The organism is Pseudomonas sp. TWP3-2 (genome assembly GCF_049897765.1).
Lineage (GTDB): Bacteria > Pseudomonadota > Gammaproteobacteria > Pseudomonadales > Pseudomonadaceae > Aquipseudomonas.
The window spans coordinates 54,636-71,524 of record NZ_JAFCWW010000005.1; the positions used below are offsets into that span (position 1 = coordinate 54,636).

18 protein-coding genes are annotated in these 16,889 nt (G+C 60.0%); 4 read left to right on the top strand and 14 right to left on the bottom strand.

Going from position 1 to position 16,889, the window contains the following annotated elements:
• Positions 1–36 precede the first annotated feature (36 nt).
• From ACP7EE_RS09705 to ACP7EE_RS09755, 11 genes are all read right to left on the bottom strand, one after another.
• Positions 37–540 (bottom strand): DUF2878 domain-containing protein, encoded by a 504-nt coding sequence (locus tag ACP7EE_RS09705; protein WP_426234364.1) that lies wholly within the window; start codon positions 538–540, stop codon positions 37–39.
• Positions 533–1,804 (bottom strand): class I SAM-dependent methyltransferase, encoded by a 1,272-nt coding sequence (locus ACP7EE_RS09710; protein ID WP_420650791.1) that lies wholly within the window; start codon positions 1,802–1,804, stop codon positions 533–535. The genes ACP7EE_RS09705 and ACP7EE_RS09710 overlap by 8 nt, the downstream gene beginning before the upstream one ends.
• Positions 1,791–2,606 (bottom strand): DUF1365 domain-containing protein, encoded by an 816-nt coding sequence (locus ACP7EE_RS09715; protein ID WP_426234365.1) that lies wholly within the window; start codon positions 2,604–2,606, stop codon positions 1,791–1,793. The genes ACP7EE_RS09710 and ACP7EE_RS09715 overlap by 14 nt, the downstream gene beginning before the upstream one ends.
• Positions 2,603–3,850, bottom strand: a complete 1,248-nt coding sequence (locus ACP7EE_RS09720; RefSeq protein WP_426234366.1) for an NAD(P)/FAD-dependent oxidoreductase — start codon at positions 3,848–3,850, stop codon at positions 2,603–2,605. The genes ACP7EE_RS09715 and ACP7EE_RS09720 overlap by 4 nt, the downstream gene beginning before the upstream one ends.
• Complete coding sequence (locus ACP7EE_RS09725; RefSeq protein ID WP_426205743.1) at positions 3,847–4,629, bottom strand: SDR family NAD(P)-dependent oxidoreductase; 783 nt, start codon at positions 4,627–4,629, stop codon at positions 3,847–3,849. Before ACP7EE_RS09725 ends, ACP7EE_RS09720 begins: the two co-directional genes overlap by 4 nt.
• Positions 4,626–5,048, bottom strand: a complete 423-nt coding sequence (locus ACP7EE_RS09730) for a nuclear transport factor 2 family protein (protein ID WP_426234367.1) — start codon at positions 5,046–5,048, stop codon at positions 4,626–4,628. Before ACP7EE_RS09730 ends, ACP7EE_RS09725 begins: the two co-directional genes overlap by 4 nt.
• On the bottom strand, positions 5,041–6,486 hold the full coding sequence (gene phrB / locus ACP7EE_RS09735) for a deoxyribodipyrimidine photo-lyase (protein ID WP_426234520.1): 1,446 nt from the start codon (positions 6,484–6,486) through the stop codon (positions 5,041–5,043). The genes ACP7EE_RS09730 and phrB overlap by 8 nt, the downstream gene beginning before the upstream one ends.
• A 20-nt stretch (positions 6,487–6,506) precedes the next feature.
• Entirely contained in the window at positions 6,507–7,448 is a 942-nt protein-coding gene (locus ACP7EE_RS09740; protein WP_426234368.1) for a MerR family transcriptional regulator, read from the bottom strand.
• Positions 7,448–8,407 (bottom strand): YbgA family protein, encoded by a 960-nt coding sequence (locus ACP7EE_RS09745; protein WP_426234369.1) that lies wholly within the window; start codon positions 8,405–8,407, stop codon positions 7,448–7,450. The genes ACP7EE_RS09740 and ACP7EE_RS09745 overlap by 1 nt, the downstream gene beginning before the upstream one ends.
• A 112-nt stretch (positions 8,408–8,519) precedes the next feature.
• Entirely contained in the window at positions 8,520–8,735 is a 216-nt protein-coding gene (locus ACP7EE_RS09750) for a TIGR02450 family Trp-rich protein (RefSeq protein WP_426205748.1), read from the bottom strand.
• Positions 8,732–9,718, bottom strand: coding sequence for an NAD(P)/FAD-dependent oxidoreductase (locus tag ACP7EE_RS09755; protein WP_426205749.1), 987 nt, complete (start codon positions 9,716–9,718; stop codon positions 8,732–8,734). Before ACP7EE_RS09755 ends, ACP7EE_RS09750 begins: the two co-directional genes overlap by 4 nt.
• Before the next feature lie 199 nt (positions 9,719–9,917).
• On the opposite strand from ACP7EE_RS09755, the gene ACP7EE_RS09760 reads away from it, so the two are divergent.
• Positions 9,918–10,820 (top strand): TIGR01777 family oxidoreductase, encoded by a 903-nt coding sequence (locus tag ACP7EE_RS09760; protein WP_426234370.1) that lies wholly within the window; start codon positions 9,918–9,920, stop codon positions 10,818–10,820.
• 13 nt (positions 10,821–10,833) lie between these two features.
• Positions 10,834–11,859, top strand: a complete 1,026-nt coding sequence (gene hemH / locus ACP7EE_RS09765) for a ferrochelatase (protein ID WP_426234371.1) — start codon at positions 10,834–10,836, stop codon at positions 11,857–11,859.
• 180 nt (positions 11,860–12,039) lie between these two features.
• Here the strand turns inward: hemH and ACP7EE_RS09770 are convergent, their stop codons facing one another.
• A complete protein-coding gene (locus tag ACP7EE_RS09770) occupies positions 12,040–13,314 on the bottom strand; it encodes a uracil-xanthine permease family protein (protein ID WP_420650779.1) in 1,275 nt (424 codons plus the stop codon).
• A gap of 2 nt (positions 13,315–13,316) precedes the next feature.
• The gene (gene upp / locus ACP7EE_RS09775) at positions 13,317–13,955 is read right to left on the bottom strand and encodes a uracil phosphoribosyltransferase (RefSeq protein WP_420650778.1); all 639 of its coding nucleotides are present in this window, start codon (positions 13,953–13,955) and stop codon (positions 13,317–13,319) included.
• Between the two features lie 176 nt (positions 13,956–14,131).
• On the opposite strand from upp, the gene ACP7EE_RS09780 reads away from it, so the two are divergent.
• Both ACP7EE_RS09780 and ACP7EE_RS09785 read left to right on the top strand, forming a co-directional pair.
• Complete coding sequence (locus ACP7EE_RS09780) at positions 14,132–14,689, top strand: hypoxanthine-guanine phosphoribosyltransferase (RefSeq protein ID WP_402813776.1); 558 nt, start codon at positions 14,132–14,134, stop codon at positions 14,687–14,689.
• Positions 14,690–14,802: 113 nt separating this feature from the next.
• Entirely contained in the window at positions 14,803–15,090 is a 288-nt protein-coding gene (locus ACP7EE_RS09785) for a PA4642 family protein (protein ID WP_420650776.1), read from the top strand.
• A gap of 162 nt (positions 15,091–15,252) precedes the next feature.
• On the opposite strand, the gene mqo is transcribed toward ACP7EE_RS09785, so the two are convergent.
• Entirely contained in the window at positions 15,253–16,761 is a 1,509-nt protein-coding gene (mqo, locus tag ACP7EE_RS09790) for a malate dehydrogenase (quinone) (protein WP_426234372.1), read from the bottom strand.
• Between the last annotated feature and the right edge of the window lie 128 nt (positions 16,762–16,889).

The following is a 16,889-nucleotide window of genomic DNA, read 5'->3' on the forward strand; positions in this document are numbered from 1 at the left end:
AGTCGTCGATAACTGTGTGAAAGGCCTGACAGGCGTTCAGCGTGCTGCGTCGTCATTCAGGCGCCGAGCCAGGCTGTGCAACAACGGAAACAGCAACGCCCAGAGCAGGCCGATGCCAATCAGCGTCGGCGCTTCGCCGTAGGGGAAATGCACCCCCGCCAAGCGCCCGCCAGCGTAATACGACAAAGCGCCACCCAGCGCACCAAGCAAACTCGCCAGCCACCATGGCCGCGCGCTCCATTGCAGACAATGGCGCAGCGTTGTCGCCAGCAAGGCCCAGAGCAACATCAGCCACAACGGAATCAGTGGCGACAGATCCGTGAACTCGAACACCCCGAGACTACGCAAAACACTGTCCACCGCTGTGCCAATGATGACCACGCTGAGAATCAGCCGACCTTCCGCCGCCCAACTGCCAATCCAGCGCAGATGAATCACCAGCACCGCCAACGCCACCAGCAACCACAGACTGTTGCCGCCGAGCACGCAGGCGAACCAGCCGATCTGGAACAGTAAGGCGTTCGCCAGCCGCTCAAGCATCGAAGCGTCCGAGCAGTGGCGCCGGCATCGCCGCCGGTTTCGCCAACAGCAGTTGCGCAGTGCCGATGGTGCGTTCGAGGAATCCACCCTCGCAATAGCACAGGTAAAACTCCCACAGCCGCAGGAAATAATCGTCGTAACCCAATTCGCTCAAACGCCCATGTGCTTGCCGAAAGTTTTCGCGCCACAGGCGCAGGGTCTTGGCGTAATGCAGGCCGAAATCTTCCATGTGCAGCAGGTTCATGTCGGTGTCGCGGCTGACGATCTCGAGCATTTTCTGCACGCAGGGCAGGGCGCCGCCGGGAAAGATGTAACGCTGGATGAAATCCACGCCGCGCCGCGCTTGTTCGTAGCGCTGATCCCGGATGGTGATCGCTTGCAGCAGCATCAAGCCGTTGCTTTTGAGCAGGTGCGCGCACTGTTTGAAGTAGGTCGGCAGGAAGCGATGGCCGACCGCTTCGATCATCTCGATCGACACCAGTTTGTCGTACTGGCCGGTGAGGTCGCGATAGTCGGTCAGCAGCAACGTCACTTGATCCTGCAAACCCAGGCGCTCGATGCGTTCGGCGGTGAAGGCGAACTGCTCTTTCGACAATGTGGTGGTGGTGACTTTGCAGCCGTAATTCTGCGCGGCATACAGCGCCATGCTGCCCCAACCGGTGCCGATTTCCAGCAGGTGATCGCCGGGCTTGAGCGCGAGTTTCTGGCAGATTCGTTCGAGTTTGTTCAGTTGCGCCTGCTCCAGAGTGTCTTCCGGGCTGAGGAACTGCGCGGCGGAATACATCATGGTCGGGTCGAGAAACTGCTCGAACAGATCGTTGCCGAGGTCGTAATGCGCGGCGATGTTTTTCTGTGAGCCTTTGCGTGTATTGCGATTCAACCAATGCAGACTGCGCACCAGCGGCCGACCGATTTTCGCCAGTCCGCCCTCCATGCCGTCGAGCACTTCCAGATTGCTCACGAACACGCGCACCACGGCGGTCAGGTCCGGCGAACTCCAGTAACCGTGGATAAACGCCTCGCCGGCGCCGATCGAACCGCTGGCGGCGACCATCCCCCAGACGGCGGCATCGTGTACCTGAATTTCGCCAACCAACGCGCTGCCCGCTGCACCGAATACTTGCCGTTCGCCGTCTTCGATCAATACCAGTTGTCCATGTTTGAGTTGCTCCAGTTGGCGTAACACGCCGCGGCGCAATAGCGATCCGCTCAGGCCGTTGGCACTGAACAGGCTGGCTTTGACCGAAACGCTAGGAGTTTTCATGGTGGCGTTCCTTGGGAAGCACGGTTGCAGTTTGAAAGGCGCCGTCGGCAGCCTGATGAGAAAAAATCGGTGTGCGTTTGAGCAGCAGGCGCAGCGCCTGCCAATAGATCGCCAGCGCAGTCTTGGCGGTCATCCACGGAAAGCGCCGGATGTAGCGGTGCAGATGCGCTCGATCCAGCGGTTCGCGTTGCAGCTTCAGCGTGGCGTCGAACAGTTTGAATTCGCCCTGCCAGTCGGCCATGTGTACGCCGAGGTTTTGCGCGGCGGGGCTGAAGCTCATGCGGTATTCCAGATCGCGTGGCAGGAATGGCGACACATGAAAGGCCTTGGCCACCGCGAAATGCTGATGCAGATCTCCGAGCTCAGTCGCCTGTCGCGCGGGGAGCACATAGTGATAACGCTCGCGCCACGGCGTGTTGCTGACTTCGCAGAGGATCGCCGCCAGTTGCCCGTCGGCCTCGTGGCAGTAGAAGAAACTCACCGGGTTGAATGCCAGGCCCCAACTGCGCGCCTGGGTCAGCAGGCAGATCGAGCCTTGCGGCTCATGGCCGATGGCTGATGCAACTTGCTGGCGCACCGCGTCGATCAGGCGCATGCCTTGGCCGGTGAAGGTCTTCAGGTAGTCGCTTTCGCGAAACGAGAACGGCGCAAACCGGCTGTGTCCGGCCAGCGGCGACAAGCCGAACACGGCGTCCTGCTCGGCCAGATCCAGATACAGCAGACCAATCCGGTAACGGAATTCATGCCGACGTGGGGCGAAGCGCCGATGGGCGATCCAGCCGCTGTAGAGGGCGCTGTTCACAGGCTCTCCCCGAACGCAGCGGCAACCCGCAACGCGCTGACTACGCCGTCTTCATGAAAGCCGTTGGCCCAATAAGCGCCGCAATAATGCGTGTGCTGCGCACCGTCGATTTCGGCCCAGCGGTTCTGCGCCGCGACGGCACGCAAGCTGAATTGCGGATGCGCGTAAGTGAAGCGTGCGAGGACTTTCGACGACTCGATGCCGGCGCTCTGGTTGAGGCTGACGCAGAACGTAGTGTCGCTGTGAATGCCCTGCAAAATGTTCATGTCATAAGTGACAGCGGCGTGGGTGTGACCGGCGCCGTTGAGGCGGTAATTCCAGCTGGCCCAGGCCAGTTTGCGTTTGGGCAGCAGGTTGGTGTCGGTGTGCAGCACCACTTCGTTGTCGGCGTAGGGCAGGGCGCCGAGCACTTCGCGCTCGGCATCGCTTGGCACGCCGAGCAGTTTCAAGGCTTGGTCGCTGTGGCAGGCGAACACCACTTTGTCAAAACGCTCGATGCCGGCCGGGCTGTGGATAACCACTCCATGCTCGTCGCGGTCGACCCGGCTGACCGGACAATTCAGGCGAATTCTTTCACTGAAGGAGGCAGTCAGCGGCGCGATGTAGGCGCTGGAGCCGCCCTCGACCACGCACCATTGCGGCCGGTTATTCACCGACAGCAAGCCGTGATTTTCGAAGAACCGCACAAAAAACTGCAGCGGGAAATTGAGCATCTCCGCCATCGGCATCGACCAGATCGCCGCGCCCATCGGCACGATGTAATGCAGGATGAAGCGCTCGCCGTAGCCGCCCGCATTCAGGTAATCATCGAGGGTGGTGTCGGCGGCGATCCGCTGTTCGGCCAGATCTCTCTTGGCCTCTTTATTGAAGCGCAGGATGTCGCGCAACATGCCCCAGAAACCCGGAGAGAAAAAATTGCTGCGTTGGGCAAACAGGCTGTTGAGGTTGTTGCCGTTGTACTCCAGACCGCTGTCCGGATCGTTCACCGAAAAACTCATTTCGGTGGCTTTGAACGGCACGCCCAACTGGCCCAGCAAGCGAATGAAATTCGGGTACGTCCAGTCGTTGAACACGATGAATCCGGTGTCGACCGAATACTCGCGACCATCGACCGTCACTTCCACAGTATGCGTGTGGCCGCCGACCCACTCGCCGGCCTCGAACACCGTGATCTCGTGTCGGCGATTAAGCAGGTAGGCGCTGGTCAACCCGGCGATCCCGCTGCCGACGATGGCGATTTTCACGCAGGATCCCTCATCGGCGGATTTTTGCGCACCATGCGCTTGCCGATCGCCAGTTGCACGCGCGACGGCATCTTCGATAGCGGCCAGAGCATTGCCATGAACATCGCGGGGAAGGCGATTTCCAGCGGTCGATCCTTGAGTCTGGCGTAGATGTGCCGCGCGGCTTTATCCACAGGCCAACTGAGCGGCATCGGAAAATCGTTCTTGGCGGTCAGCGGCGTATCGACGAAACCCGGGCTGATCACCGTGACTTCGATGCCCTCGTCTGCCAGATCGATGCGCAGCGATTCAAACAAATAACGCAGCCCGGCTTTCGACGCGCCGTAGGCTTCAGCCCTCGGCAACGGCACGTAAGTCACGGAGCTGGCCATGCCCACCAGATGCGGCGCAGTACCTTTGCGCAACAACGGCAGAGCGGCTTCGATGCAGTAACTGCTGGCGAGCAGATTGGTGCGCACCACGTGTTCGATGATCGACGCGTCGAACTGCTTGGCATCGACGTATTCGCAAGTGCCGGCGTTGAGGATCACGCTGTCCAGCGAGCCCCAGTCTTCGGCGATCTGTTGACCGATTTCGCGCACCGTCTGACTGTTGGTCAGATCGCCCGCCACCACCAGCACTTGCCCCGGATAGCGTTGCGACAACACTTTGAGCGGTGCGACCTGACGCGAGCTGACCGCCAGGTGTGCGCCGCTCTTGAGGATTTCTTCAGCCAGTGCCGCGCCGATGCCACTGCTGGCACCGGTCAACCAATAACGCCGTGGAGGTGTACGACTCATCCCATTCTCCTTTTCAGCCAGGCGATCACCCGGCCCAATACTGGTAGATGTTCATAGAGCAGTGCCCCGGCATCGAAGTAATCCCGGTGGCGATAAACCTTGTCGCGCCACAGCAGATGCGAGCAGCCTGCAACGCGAATCGACTGACCACCCGCCAATCGCGGATGACGGTAACTCATGACCCAGCGCAGGTAGCCTTCGCTCTCACTGATCTGGTCGAAGCCGTGGTAATCGAAATGCAGCTCGCTGACGTTGGCGTACAACTCGGCGAAATAAGTGCGCAGATGCGCCAGTCCCTGCACTTCATGCAGTGGATCGGTGAAATGAATGTCTTCGCTGTACAGCTCGCCCAGACGATGCAAGTTGTCTTTGTTCAACTCGGCAAACTGGCGGGCGAAGCGCTGCAGGAATTCACTCATCATGACCTCCGGCTGGCTGTCGGCTTGGCAGGTTCTTGAACGCGGTCAGCGCGCGTTGTCGTGAGCTGCTCAGATCGACGATTGGTTTGGGGTAATCGGCAATGCCGAACAAACCGCCGAGGCTGGCCGGGTTGTGCACATCCTTTTTGTTCAGCGCTGCGAGTTCAGGTAGCCAGTGCTTGATGAACACGCCTTCGCTGTCGAATTTTTCCGACTGACTCAGCGGATTGAAAATGCGGAAGTACGGTGCCGAATCGGTGCCAGTCGAAGAGCTCCACTGCCAGCCGCCATTGTTCGCTGCGAGATCACCATCGATCAGGTGACGCATGAAAAAACGTTCGCCCTCACGCCAGTCGATCAGCAGGTTTTTGGTCAGGAACATCGCCACCACCATCCGCAGGCGGTTATGCATCCAGCCGGTTTCCAGCAATTGACGCATCGCGGCGTCGATGATCGGTAGGCCGGTGCGCGCCTCTTGCCACGCCGCCAGTTCTTTCGGCGCATCACGCCAGGCGAGGGCTTCGGTTTCCGGGCGAAACGCTCGGTGACGCGAGACCCGTGGATAGCCCACCAGAATGTGTTTGTAGAACTCGCGCCACAGCAGCTCGTTGATCCAGGTAACCGCGCCGACCTTGCCGCTTTCGAATTCACCCTGATTGCTTTGCAACGCGGTGTGCAGGCATTGGCGCGGCGAAACCACACCGGCGGCGAGATACGCCGAGAGCTGACTGGTGCCCGGTTTGGCGGGGAAATCGCGCTCGTTTTTGTAATAGTCGATTTGCACGTCGGCGAACGTATCGAGCCGGCGCCGCGCTTCGGCTTCGCCGGCCGGCCACAGCGCTTGCAGCGATTCGCTTGGCGTCGGGAACCCGTCAATGGAGGCGGGGACCGGATCGCTCTCGATGTTCAGCACCGATTGCTTCACGGGTGCTTTGATCAGCGACGGCATCGAGCGATGCAAGCGCTCGTAGCAGACCTTGCGGAACTGGCTGAAGACCTGAAAGTAGGTGCCAGTTTTGGTCAGGACGCTGCCGGGCTTGAACAGCAATTGGTCGAGATAGCTGTAGAACGCGATGCCCTCGGCTTGCAGCGCTTCTGCCACCGCTGCATCACGCCGGGTCTCGTGGATGCCGTATTCCTCGTTGACGTGCACGGCCTCGATCTTCAATTGCTGACAGAGTTCGAGCAGCACCGCTGGCGCCTGATCCCAGTGCGAAGCAGTGCGGATCAGCAGCGGAATATTCAGCTCGCCGAGGCTTTTGCTCAGCTCAGTCAAGTTGCGCAGCCAGAAGTCGACTTTGCATGGAGCATCGTCATGTTCTTGCCATTGCTTCGGGCTCAACAGGTACACAGCCACGGTCGGGCCACACTCGGCGGCGGCCGCGAGGGCAGTGTTGTCATGTTGGCGCAGGTCGCTGCGCAGCCAGATCAATTGCATGGTGTTCTCTGCACGATTCATCAAATCAGCTCACGCTGAACCAGCACCTGATGCGCCGACAGAGGATCCTCGGCGAGGTACAAATCAGCGATCTCGGAAGTTCTGGCGGACAACTCGGCGTGGTGGATGCTCACCGTTGGTCCGGCAATGATTTTTGGGCAACTGACGCCGTTGAATAGTTTCGGCAATTGCGCCAGATTCATGGCTTTGCTGGAATACAGCAGTACGCCACGGGCTTGCAGGTGATCGGTGGCCAATGCCAGTTCGCCGGCCGGCAATGGCCAGTCGAACACTTGCACCGGGCAGTCGGCGCTGCTGATCAGCCACGCCGTCAGCCACAGTTGCGGCTCCAGCGGCAGGTCTGAATGATTGATCAACAGCAGCGGCGCGGAACGCAACTGACGGTTGTTATGGTAGATGCGTGCGCCGAACTTGCTGCGCAGCCAGGAATAAAAAAACACTTGCTCCATGCGCCCGCCGAACTGGCCTTGCCAGCGCTGTTCGAGCTCGGCCAGCAATGGCAGCAAAAGCTGCTCGCACAAAGTGCGCGGTGGATACAGCGCCATCGCCTGATTGATGCTGTCATCGAGGCCGCGTTCGTTGAGCTGGGTGACCGCGACCAGTGCAGTCTGGCGCAGCGGCTGCCAGTCGTTTTCCAGCGGTTCGCTGACGGCTTGCGGAGTGTCGAGCAATGGCTTGACCAGACTCACCGCCACACCGCGGTTGAGCCAGGTGAGAATCGCCTGAATGCGCTGCACATGTTCGGCCGAATACAAGCGGTGGCCCTTGGGCGTGCGCTGCGGCACGATCAGGCCATAACGGCGCTCCCAGGCGCGCAGGGTCACGGCGTTGACGCCGGTCTGCCGCGCGACTTCACGGATCGGCAGCCAGCCCTCGTCGAGGGCTTTCTTGAAGTCGGCGCCGAGGTCTTCGCTGGCGCTGGTGTCGGGTTTCACGTTCATTAAATGGCGTTTCGCAGGCTGAGGTTTTCCGGGTGCGGTTGCAGGTAGACCTGTTGCGCGATGTACGGATCCGGGTGTTGGCGAAAGTGATGTTTGAGCAGCGTCAGCGGCACCACCAGCGGCACGATGCCGAGGCGGTACTGGCCAATCACGTGCTGCACTTCTTCTTTGTCTTCGGCGCTGATCGCCTGTTTCAGGTAGCCGCTGATGTGCTGCAAGACATTGCTGTGAGTGCCGCGCGTGGCGCATTTTTTCAATGCCGCCATCAGTTCGCTGAAGTAGCGCGGGCCGAGTTCTTGCGGATCGCTCAGCGCCATGTTGCCGAGCAACTTGCCCAGCGCTTTGTATTGCAGCGGGTTGTTGGCCATCAGCAGGTATTTATAGCGCGAGTGGAATTCGATCAGCGCGCGGCGCGTCAGGCCCTGCATCAGCACCTGCTGCCAGTCGCTGTAGGCGACGACGCGGGTGATGAAGTTTTCGCGCAGCACGGGATCGTTGAGGCGCCCGGCTTCTTCCACCGGCAGGTCGGGATGCTGCGCGCAGAACGCCTGAGCGTAGATGCCGCGTCCGCCGCCATTCACCGGCGCACCGTTGGTGTGGTAGACCTTGACCCGCTCCAGTCCGCACGATGGCGATTGCTGCATGAAGATGTAGCCGCAGATGTCGTTCAACTCGGCAGCCATCTTCTGGCCGTAGTCGGCGAGCGGTTGGGTGACGTTGATTTCTCGATCGACAGTGCCAACCGCCTGCGGATTCTGCGGGTCACCAATCAGCCGGATTGGCTCACGGGGCGTGCCCAAGCCAATGGCTACTTCCGGGCACACCGGGGCGAAATCGAAATATTCAGTCAGCGTGCGTGAGCACAGCCGCGATTCCTTGTGCCCGCCGTTGAAGCGCACTTCGGCGCCCATCAGGCAGGCGCTGATGGCGATTTTCGGTTTGGCTGTTTGCTCGGACATCGGGGCACCTCGAATCTGAACCTGTACAGAGCGTGCGCGCTGTACAACATTCCTTCAGCATAGATTCAAGGCTGTACAAGTCAAATCATTTGTACAAGTTTTGCGGAGGATTTTACAGCCAACCCATTTTCCACCGGGAAATATCCTGCAGCACTTGCCATTCGAAGCGTTCACTGCGCTTGGTCAGCACCGCCTGCAACTCAATCTCCAGTACCGTGCCTTCCTCATCCCGGAACAACTCGGTCACCAGAAAATGTTTTTCGCGGTTTTGCGGGAGGGCTGCTGTCCATTTCGACAGCAGCAATTTACGCGGATTGATCTGATTCACTGCAAATGCTCATGCAAGCGTCGCGCGGCTTCCTGGCCACTCAGCCACGCACCTTCGACGCGACCAGACAAGCACCAGTCGCCGCAGGCGTACAAGCCCAGATCGGCATCGGCCAGGGTGCCCCATTCATGGCTGATCGCCGGGCGGGCGTAGAGCCAGCGATGGGCGAGGCTGAAGCTCGGCGCGGGCATGGCGCTGTGCAGCAGTTCGGCGAATGCGCCGTGCAATTGCTCGATCACCGCTTCCTTGGACAGGTCGATGTGTTGCCGACTCCAGGCGCTGGTAGCGTGCAGCACCCAAGTGTCGAGGGTGTGGTCGCGCCCGGGTTTACTGCGGTTGCGCGCCAGCCAGTCGAGCGGGCTGTCCTGCACGAAGCAGCCTTCAATCGGCGTATCCAGCGGAGTATCGAAGGCGAGGGCGACCGCCCAGGTCGGCTCCATTTTCACCCCGGCGGCGGCCCCGGCAAGTTTCGGTGCGGCGGCCAGTAAAGCGGTAGCCTGTGGGGCTGGCGTTGCAATCACAACGTGGCTGAACGGGCCGTGTGTGAAACCTTCGGCGTCTTGCAGATGCCAGTGTTGTTCGCCGCGATAGACTTCGGTGATCCGGCAAGCGAAGTGCACTTCCAGGCCCTCAAGCAAGCCACGGGTGATGGCACTCATGCGCGGTGAACCGACCCAGCGCGTCTGCTCGTCCGGCGACAAATTCAGTTGCCCGCCCTGACAGGTGTAGAGCTGCGGAGTCCACTCGGCGACCCAGCCCTGACTTTGCCAGCGCTGCACTTCGGTGACGAAGCGCCGGTCGCGCGCAGTGAAGTACTGCGCGCCCATGTCGAGCGAGCCAGCGTCACTGCGCTTGCTCGCCATGCGTCCGCCGCTGCCACGACTTTTGTCGAACAGCTGCACGATGTGCCCGGCGTCAGTCAGCGCCTGGGCGGCGGAGAGTCCGGCGATGCCGGTGCCGATGATTGCGATAGGTACAGTCATAGGGGCCTCGTTTACCTTTCTCTGTACAGACTACGCCGTGGATGAAACCTGTACAATTTTGTTTTTTGGTATAACTTCCAGCATTCTCGTTCTGACAGCTTGGCCTATGGTTAAACAATAGAGCCTGCCCGACAGAAAAGATCCCTGCTTATAAAAATAGACTAGGGATCGACGGAAAACGCCACGCGAGGAACAAGCCATGCACATATTGCTGACCGGCGGTACTGGATTGATCGGACGTCAGCTCTGCCGATACTGGCTGGAGCAGGGCCATCGCCTGACAGTGTGGAGTCGGCGTCCGGAAAAAGTCGCAAAAATCTGCGGCACGCAGGTCCGTGGAATTGCGCGTCTGCAAGATCTCGGCGAAGAGCCGCTGGATGCGATCGTCAATCTCGCAGGCGCACCGATTGCCGACCGGCCCTGGACGCATCGGCGCAAGGCGTTGTTGTGGAGCAGTCGCATCACGCTGACGGAATCATTGATAGCGTGGCTGGAAACGCGCGAGCAGAAACCGCCGCTACTGATCTCCGGCTCGGCAATTGGCTGGTACGGGGACGGCGGCGAGCGCGAGTTGACCGAAGAATCGCCGCCAGTGATCGACGACTTCGCCAGCCAGTTGTGCATCGCCTGGGAGGAAACCGCCCAGCGTGCCGAGGCCTTGGGCATGCGCGTGGTGCTCGTGAGAACCGGTCTGGTGTTGTCGGCCGAGGGCGGCTTTTTGTCGCGGTTGCTATTGCCGTTCAAACTGGCGCTGGGCGGGCCTTTGGGTAACGGGCGGCAGTGGATGCCGTGGATTCATATCGATGATCAAATCGCCTTGATTGATTTTCTTCTGCACCGCGATCAGGCGAGCGGTCCTTATAATGCGTGCGCGCCGACACCTGTGCGCAATCGCGAATTTGCCAAGACGCTGGGTAGCGTGCTGCACCGCCCGGCGTTCATGCCGATGCCGGCCCTGGCCCTGAAGGTCGGCCTCGGTGAAATGTCTTTGTTGTTGCTCGGCGGTCAAAAGGCCTTGCCGGCACGTTTGCTGGAAGCCGGATTCCGCTTCCGCTTCACGGAATTACGCGCGGCTCTGGACGACCTCTCCAGCCGCCTCTGAAATAGGACGTTGCATGACCGATCACGCCTTGCTACTGGTCAACCTGGGTTCGCCGGCCTCCACCTCGGTGGCCGATGTGCGCAGCTACCTCAATCAGTTTCTGATGGACCCGTATGTCATCGACCTGCCATGGCCGGTGCGACGGTTGCTGGTATCGCTGATTCTGATCAAGCGCCCCGAGCAGTCGGCGCATGCCTACGCCTCGATCTGGTGGGAGGAGGGGTCGCCACTGGTGGTGCTCAGCCGTCGCTTGCAAGAGCAGACGAAGGCGCAGTGGAAGCACGGCCCGGTGGAGCTGGCGATGCGTTACGGCGAGCCGTCGATTGAAACGCGCCTGCTGCAACTGGTCGCGGCGGGACACAAGAAAATCACCCTCGCACCGCTTTATCCACAGTTCGCCGACAGCACCACGACCACGGTGATCGAAGAGGCGAAGCGCGTGCTGCGCGAGAAAAAACTCGATGTGCAGCTGTCGATTTTGCAGCCGTTCTACGATCAGCCGGAATACCTCGACGCATTGGTCGCCAGCGCCAAGCCGCATTTGCAGCAGGATTACGATCACCTGTTGCTGAGTTTTCACGGTTTGCCGGAGCGGCATCTGACCAAGCTTGATCCGACCGGGCAGCATTGCTTCAAGAATGAAGATTGCTGCAAGAACGCTTCGCCGGCGGTGTTGGCCACCTGTTATCGCGCGCAGTGTCTGCGCACGGCCGCGTTGTTCGCCGAGCGCATGGGGCTGGCGGACGGCAAATGGTCGGTGTCATTTCAATCGCGACTGGGTCGGGCGAAGTGGATCGAACCGTACACCGAAGCGCGGCTGGATGAGTTGGCGAAAAGTGGCGTGAAGAAGATTCTGGTGATGTGCCCGGCGTTTGTTGCCGACTGCATCGAAACGCTGGAGGAGATTGGTGATCGCGGTAAAGAGCAGTTCCGCGAAGCCGGGGGCGAGGAGTTGCTGCTGGTGCCGTGCTTGAACGACGACCGGCAATGGGCGAAGGCGTTGGCGACCCTGTGCGAACGAGCGCCGCTGGCCCTCTAAAACAATCTGGAAACTTCAGCGTAAAACAAATTGTGGCGAGGGAGCTTGCTCCCGCTGGGCTGCGAAGCGGCCCCAAAATCTGCTAATGCGTTATCACAGGAAAATCGCATCTACCGGATTTACGACTGCTGCGCAGCCGAGCGGGAGCAAGCTCCCTCGCCACAGGGTATGAGCCGATCTCTAGAGCAGCGGCTCATCGGCCTTCTTGTGCTTCCAGCTGTCATTGCCCGGCAGCAGCAGATTCAGCGCAATCGCCACCACCGCGCACAGCGCGATGCCTTTGAGGCCGAAGTCGTCTGGCCCAGTACCGGTGCCTACCAGCACACCGCCAATCCCGAACACCAACGTCACCGAAACAATCACCAGATTGCGCGCTTCACCCAGATCAATCTTGTGGCGGATCAGAGTGTTCATGCCCACCGCCGCAATCGAGCCGAACAACAGGCACAGAATCCCGCCCATCACCGGCACCGGGATGCTTTGCAGCAGTGCGCCGAACTTGCCGACGAACGCCAGGCTGATGGCGAAGATCGCCGCCCAGGTCATGATTTTCGGGTTGTAGTTCTTGGTCAGCATCACCGCGCCCGTCACTTCCGCGTAGGTCGTGTTGGGCGGGCCGCCGAACAGACCGGCTGCCGTTGTAGCAATACCGTCGCCCAGCAAAGTGCGGTGCAGGCCTGGCTTCTTCAGATAATCGCGACCGGTCACGCTACCGACGGCAATCACGCCGCCGATGTGTTCGATGGCCGGAGCCAGCGCCACCGGGACGATGAACAGAATCGCCTGCCAGTTGAACTCCGGCGCGGTGAAATGCGGGATCGCAAACCACGGTGCAGCGGCAATCTTCGCGGTATCAACCACACCGAAATAGAACGCCATGCCAAACCCGACCAGCACGCCGGAGATGATCGGCACCAGACGGAAAATGCCTTTGCCGAACACCGCTACGATCAGCGTGGTCAGCAGCGCCGGCATCGAAATCAGCATTGCGGTCTGGTAAGGAATCAGCTCGGAACCGTCGCCAGCCTTGCCCATCGCCATGTTCGCGGCAATCGGTGCCATGGCCAGACCGATCGAGATGATCACCGGGCCGATGACTACCGGCGGCAGCAGACGGTCAATGAAACCGGTGCCTTTGATCTTTACGGCCAGGCCGAGGAAGGTGTAGACGAAACCGGCCGCCATCACGCCGCCCATGGTCGCCGCGAGGCCGAACTGGCCCTTGGCGAGAATGATCGGCGTGATGAAGGCGAAGCTCGACGCAAGGAACACCGGCACCTGACGCCCGGTGACGATCTGGAACAGAATCGTGCCCAGACCTGCGGTAAACAGTGCCACGTTCGGGTCCAGGCCCGTGATCAGCGGCATCAGCACCAAAGCGCCGAAAGCCACGAACAGCATCTGCGCGCCGGACAGCACCGTACGCCAGAGCGGATCGTTGAACTCTTGTTGCATGCTTACGCGTCCTTCTGCTTGGTGCCGAAAATCTTGTCACCGGCATCGCCAAGCCCAGGGATGATGTAGCCGTGCTCGTTCAACTTCTCGTCGATGGACGCGGTGTAGATTTTCACGTCCGGGTGCGCCTTCTCGACAGCAGCAATGCCTTCCGGCGCGGCAACCAGCACCATCGCGCGGATTTCCTTGCAGCCAGCCTTTTTCAGCAGGTCGATGGTCGCAACCATCGAGCTGCCGGTGGCGAGCATCGGGTCGATGATCATTGCCAGACGTTCGTCGATCTCTGGAACCAGTTTTTCCAGATAGGTGTGGGCCTGCAGCGTTTCTTCATTGCGGGCCACGCCCACGGCGCTGACTTTGGCGCCCGGGATCAGGCTGAGCACGCCTTCGAGCATGCCGATACCGGCACGCAGAATCGGCACGACGGTGATCTTCTTGCCGGCGATTTTCTCGACCGACACGGTGCCGCACCAGCCTTCGATATCGTAGGTTTCCAGCGGCAAATCTTTAGTAGCTTCATAGGTCAACAGCGCACCGACTTCCTGAGCGAGCTCACGGAAATTCTTGGTGCTGATGTCTGCACGGCGCATAAGGCCAAGTTTGTGACGGATCAGCGGATGGCGGATCTCTTGGATGGACATGGGGAAAGGCTCCGGCGGCGGGCAAAAAAACCGGCCTAGATTAATCTATCCGAGGGTGATGTCCTATAGGACATAGAGTACGTTAGTCCATAAAGGCTTGATTCAGCCGCCCTTGATGCGTACCTTTGCCCGCTTTTCGCGACTTCACCCCTTGCCAACCACCCCTGGAGAGCGCCATGTCCGCTGATCTCGAGCATATCCGTCAAATCATGCGAGAGGCTGACTGCCTGTACACCGAGTCTGAAGTCGAGGCCGCCATTGCCCGCGTCGGTGCACAAATCAACGAAACACTGGCCGAGAGCAACCCGGTAGTGTTCTGCGTGATGAACGGCGGGCTGATTTTCTCCGGCAAGCTGCTGACCCATCTGCACTTCCCGCTGGAAGCGTCCTACCTGCACGCCACCCGTTATCGCAACGAAACCAGCGGCGGCGATCTGTTCTGGAAAGCCAAACCTGAAGTCTCGTTCATTGACCGCGACGTGCTGATCATCGATGACATCCTCGACGAAGGTCACACCCTCGGCGCGATCATCGACTTCTGCAAACACGCCGGCGCGCGCAAAGTGCACACCGCCGTGCTGATCGACAAGGACCACGACCGCAAGGCGCGTCCTGACCTGAAAGCCGATTTCGTTGGCCTGCCATGCATCGACCGTTACATCTTCGGTTACGGCATGGACTACAAGGGCTACTGGCGCAATGCCAACGGGATTTTTGCCGTCAAAGGCATGTAATCCCGCCATCGCGACTGACTGCGAGATCGCCCCGGTGACGCCTGCGTTGAGCGATGCAGGCGCACGGGGGTAAACTGCCTGCCCCGTGAAATGTCTGCGAGCTGGAGTCGGCAATGCGTAAAGATAAGAAGCAAGTGATTGGTGACGAGATCGGCGATGAGCAGATCAAGCTGTTCCTCGATTTTGAACCGGTCGACGCCACCTCGCCGTCGCTGCACAAACTGGTCAAGGCCTACCGTGGCCTGCGCATCGATGACTTCGAGCGCTTTCTGACGTTCTTCGTCGAGGCGGGTTACGACGTTGACGGCAAAGACGAGCAGGGCCAGACCTTCGTTGATCAGATCCGTGATCAGCGTAATGCCGCGGAATACATCGAACTGATCGACAAGGCGCGCGGTTAAGGTCAAAGGACAAGATCAAAAGATCGCAGCCTTCGGCAGCTCCTACAGGGGATTGGTGTTCACCCTGTAGGAGCTGCCGAAGGCTGCGATCTTTTGCTTTTTAGAAGACCAAAAAAAACGCCCCGCACTCAATGAGTACGGGGCGTTTTTTGTGCGGCCGAATCAAGCGTAGCTTTCGGTCTCGTTACTGGCTTCAACCAGCTCCAGCGCGACGTTGTTGTGCGCATTGATCTTGCGATACAGCGCTGCGTCGGTTTCCAGAACCTTTTCCCGGGCCGGGAAGATTTCTGCCAGTTTCGCTGCCCATTCACCGGACGCCTTGGTCGGGAAGCATTTCTCGATCAGCTCGAGCATGATCGAAACGGTCACCGACGCACCCGGCGAAGCGCCGAGCAGGGCGGCGAGGGAACCGTCCTTGGCCGCGACCAGTTCGGTACCGAATTGCAGGATGCCGCCCTTTTTCGGGTCTTTCTTGATGATCTGCACCCGTTGGCCGGCCACTTCCAGGCGCCAGTCTTCGGCTTTCGCCTCCGGGTAGAAACGGCGCAGGGAATCCAGGCGCTGTTCCATCGATTGCATGACTTCGCTGACCAGGTATTTGGTCAGGTCCATGTTGTTTTTCGCCACGGCGAGCATCGGGCCGATGTTGCCGGCGCGAACCGACAGCGGCAGGTCCATGAAGGATCCGTGCTTGAGGAACTTGGTGGTGAAACCGGCGTATGGCCCGAACAGCAGGGATTTCTTGCCATCGACCACACGGGTGTCCAAGTGCGGCACCGACATCGGTGGCGAACCCACGGCAGCCTGGCTGTAAACCTTGGCCTGGTGGTGTTTGACCACTTCCGGGTTGTCGCAACGCAGCCACTGGCCGCTGATCGGGAAGCCGCCGAAGCCTTTGCTCTCTTCGATGCCTGAGGCTTGCAGCAACGGCAAAGCCGCGCCACCCGCGCCGAGGAAGACGAACTTGGCGTCGACTTCACGGCTGTTGCCGCTGTTGACGTCTTTGATGCTGACGGTCCAGCCGCTGCCATTACGCTTGAGGCCGGTCACGCGCTTGCAGTATTTGATTTGGGTATCGGGAGCGCTGCTCAAGTGCTTGAGCAACTGATTGGTCAGCGCGCCGAAGTTGACGTCGGTGCCGTTCATCACGCGGGTCGCGGCGAGCACTTCATCGCTCGCACGGCCCGGCATCATCAGCGGCATCCACTCGGCCATTTTCGCCTTGTCTTCGGTGTACTCCATGTCGGAGAACGCGTGGTGCTTGCTCAGCACATCGAAGCGCGATTTGAGGAAGGATACGCCGCTGTCGCCCTGCACGAAGCTCAAGTGTGGCACCGGGCTGATGAACGATTTGCACGAGCCGAAGGTGCCTTTCTTGGTCAGGTACGACCAGAACTGCTTCGACACCTCGAACTGGGTGTTGATGTGCACGGCTTTCTTGATGTCGACACTGCCGTCGGCAGCCTGCGGCGTGTAATTCAGCTCGCACAGGCCGGCGTGGCCGGTACCGGCGTTGTTCCACGGGTTGGAACTCTCCGCCGCACCGGAATCCATCAGCTCGACAACTTCCAGCTTGATCGCCGGGTCGAGCTCTTTGAGCAGTACTGCCAGGGTGGCACTCATGATGCCGGCCCCAACCAGAACTACGTCGACTGCTTCGTTATGCGCCATTTAACGCGTCTCCAAAATCTGCAGCACCAAATTGTCGGCATGGCTGCCAGGCGTTCCGGGGCAGGTCAGTTGCGCCCCAGGAATCTTTGGTCAGGATTGCCATGTCCGAATCTTCGCAATTTTTTGCA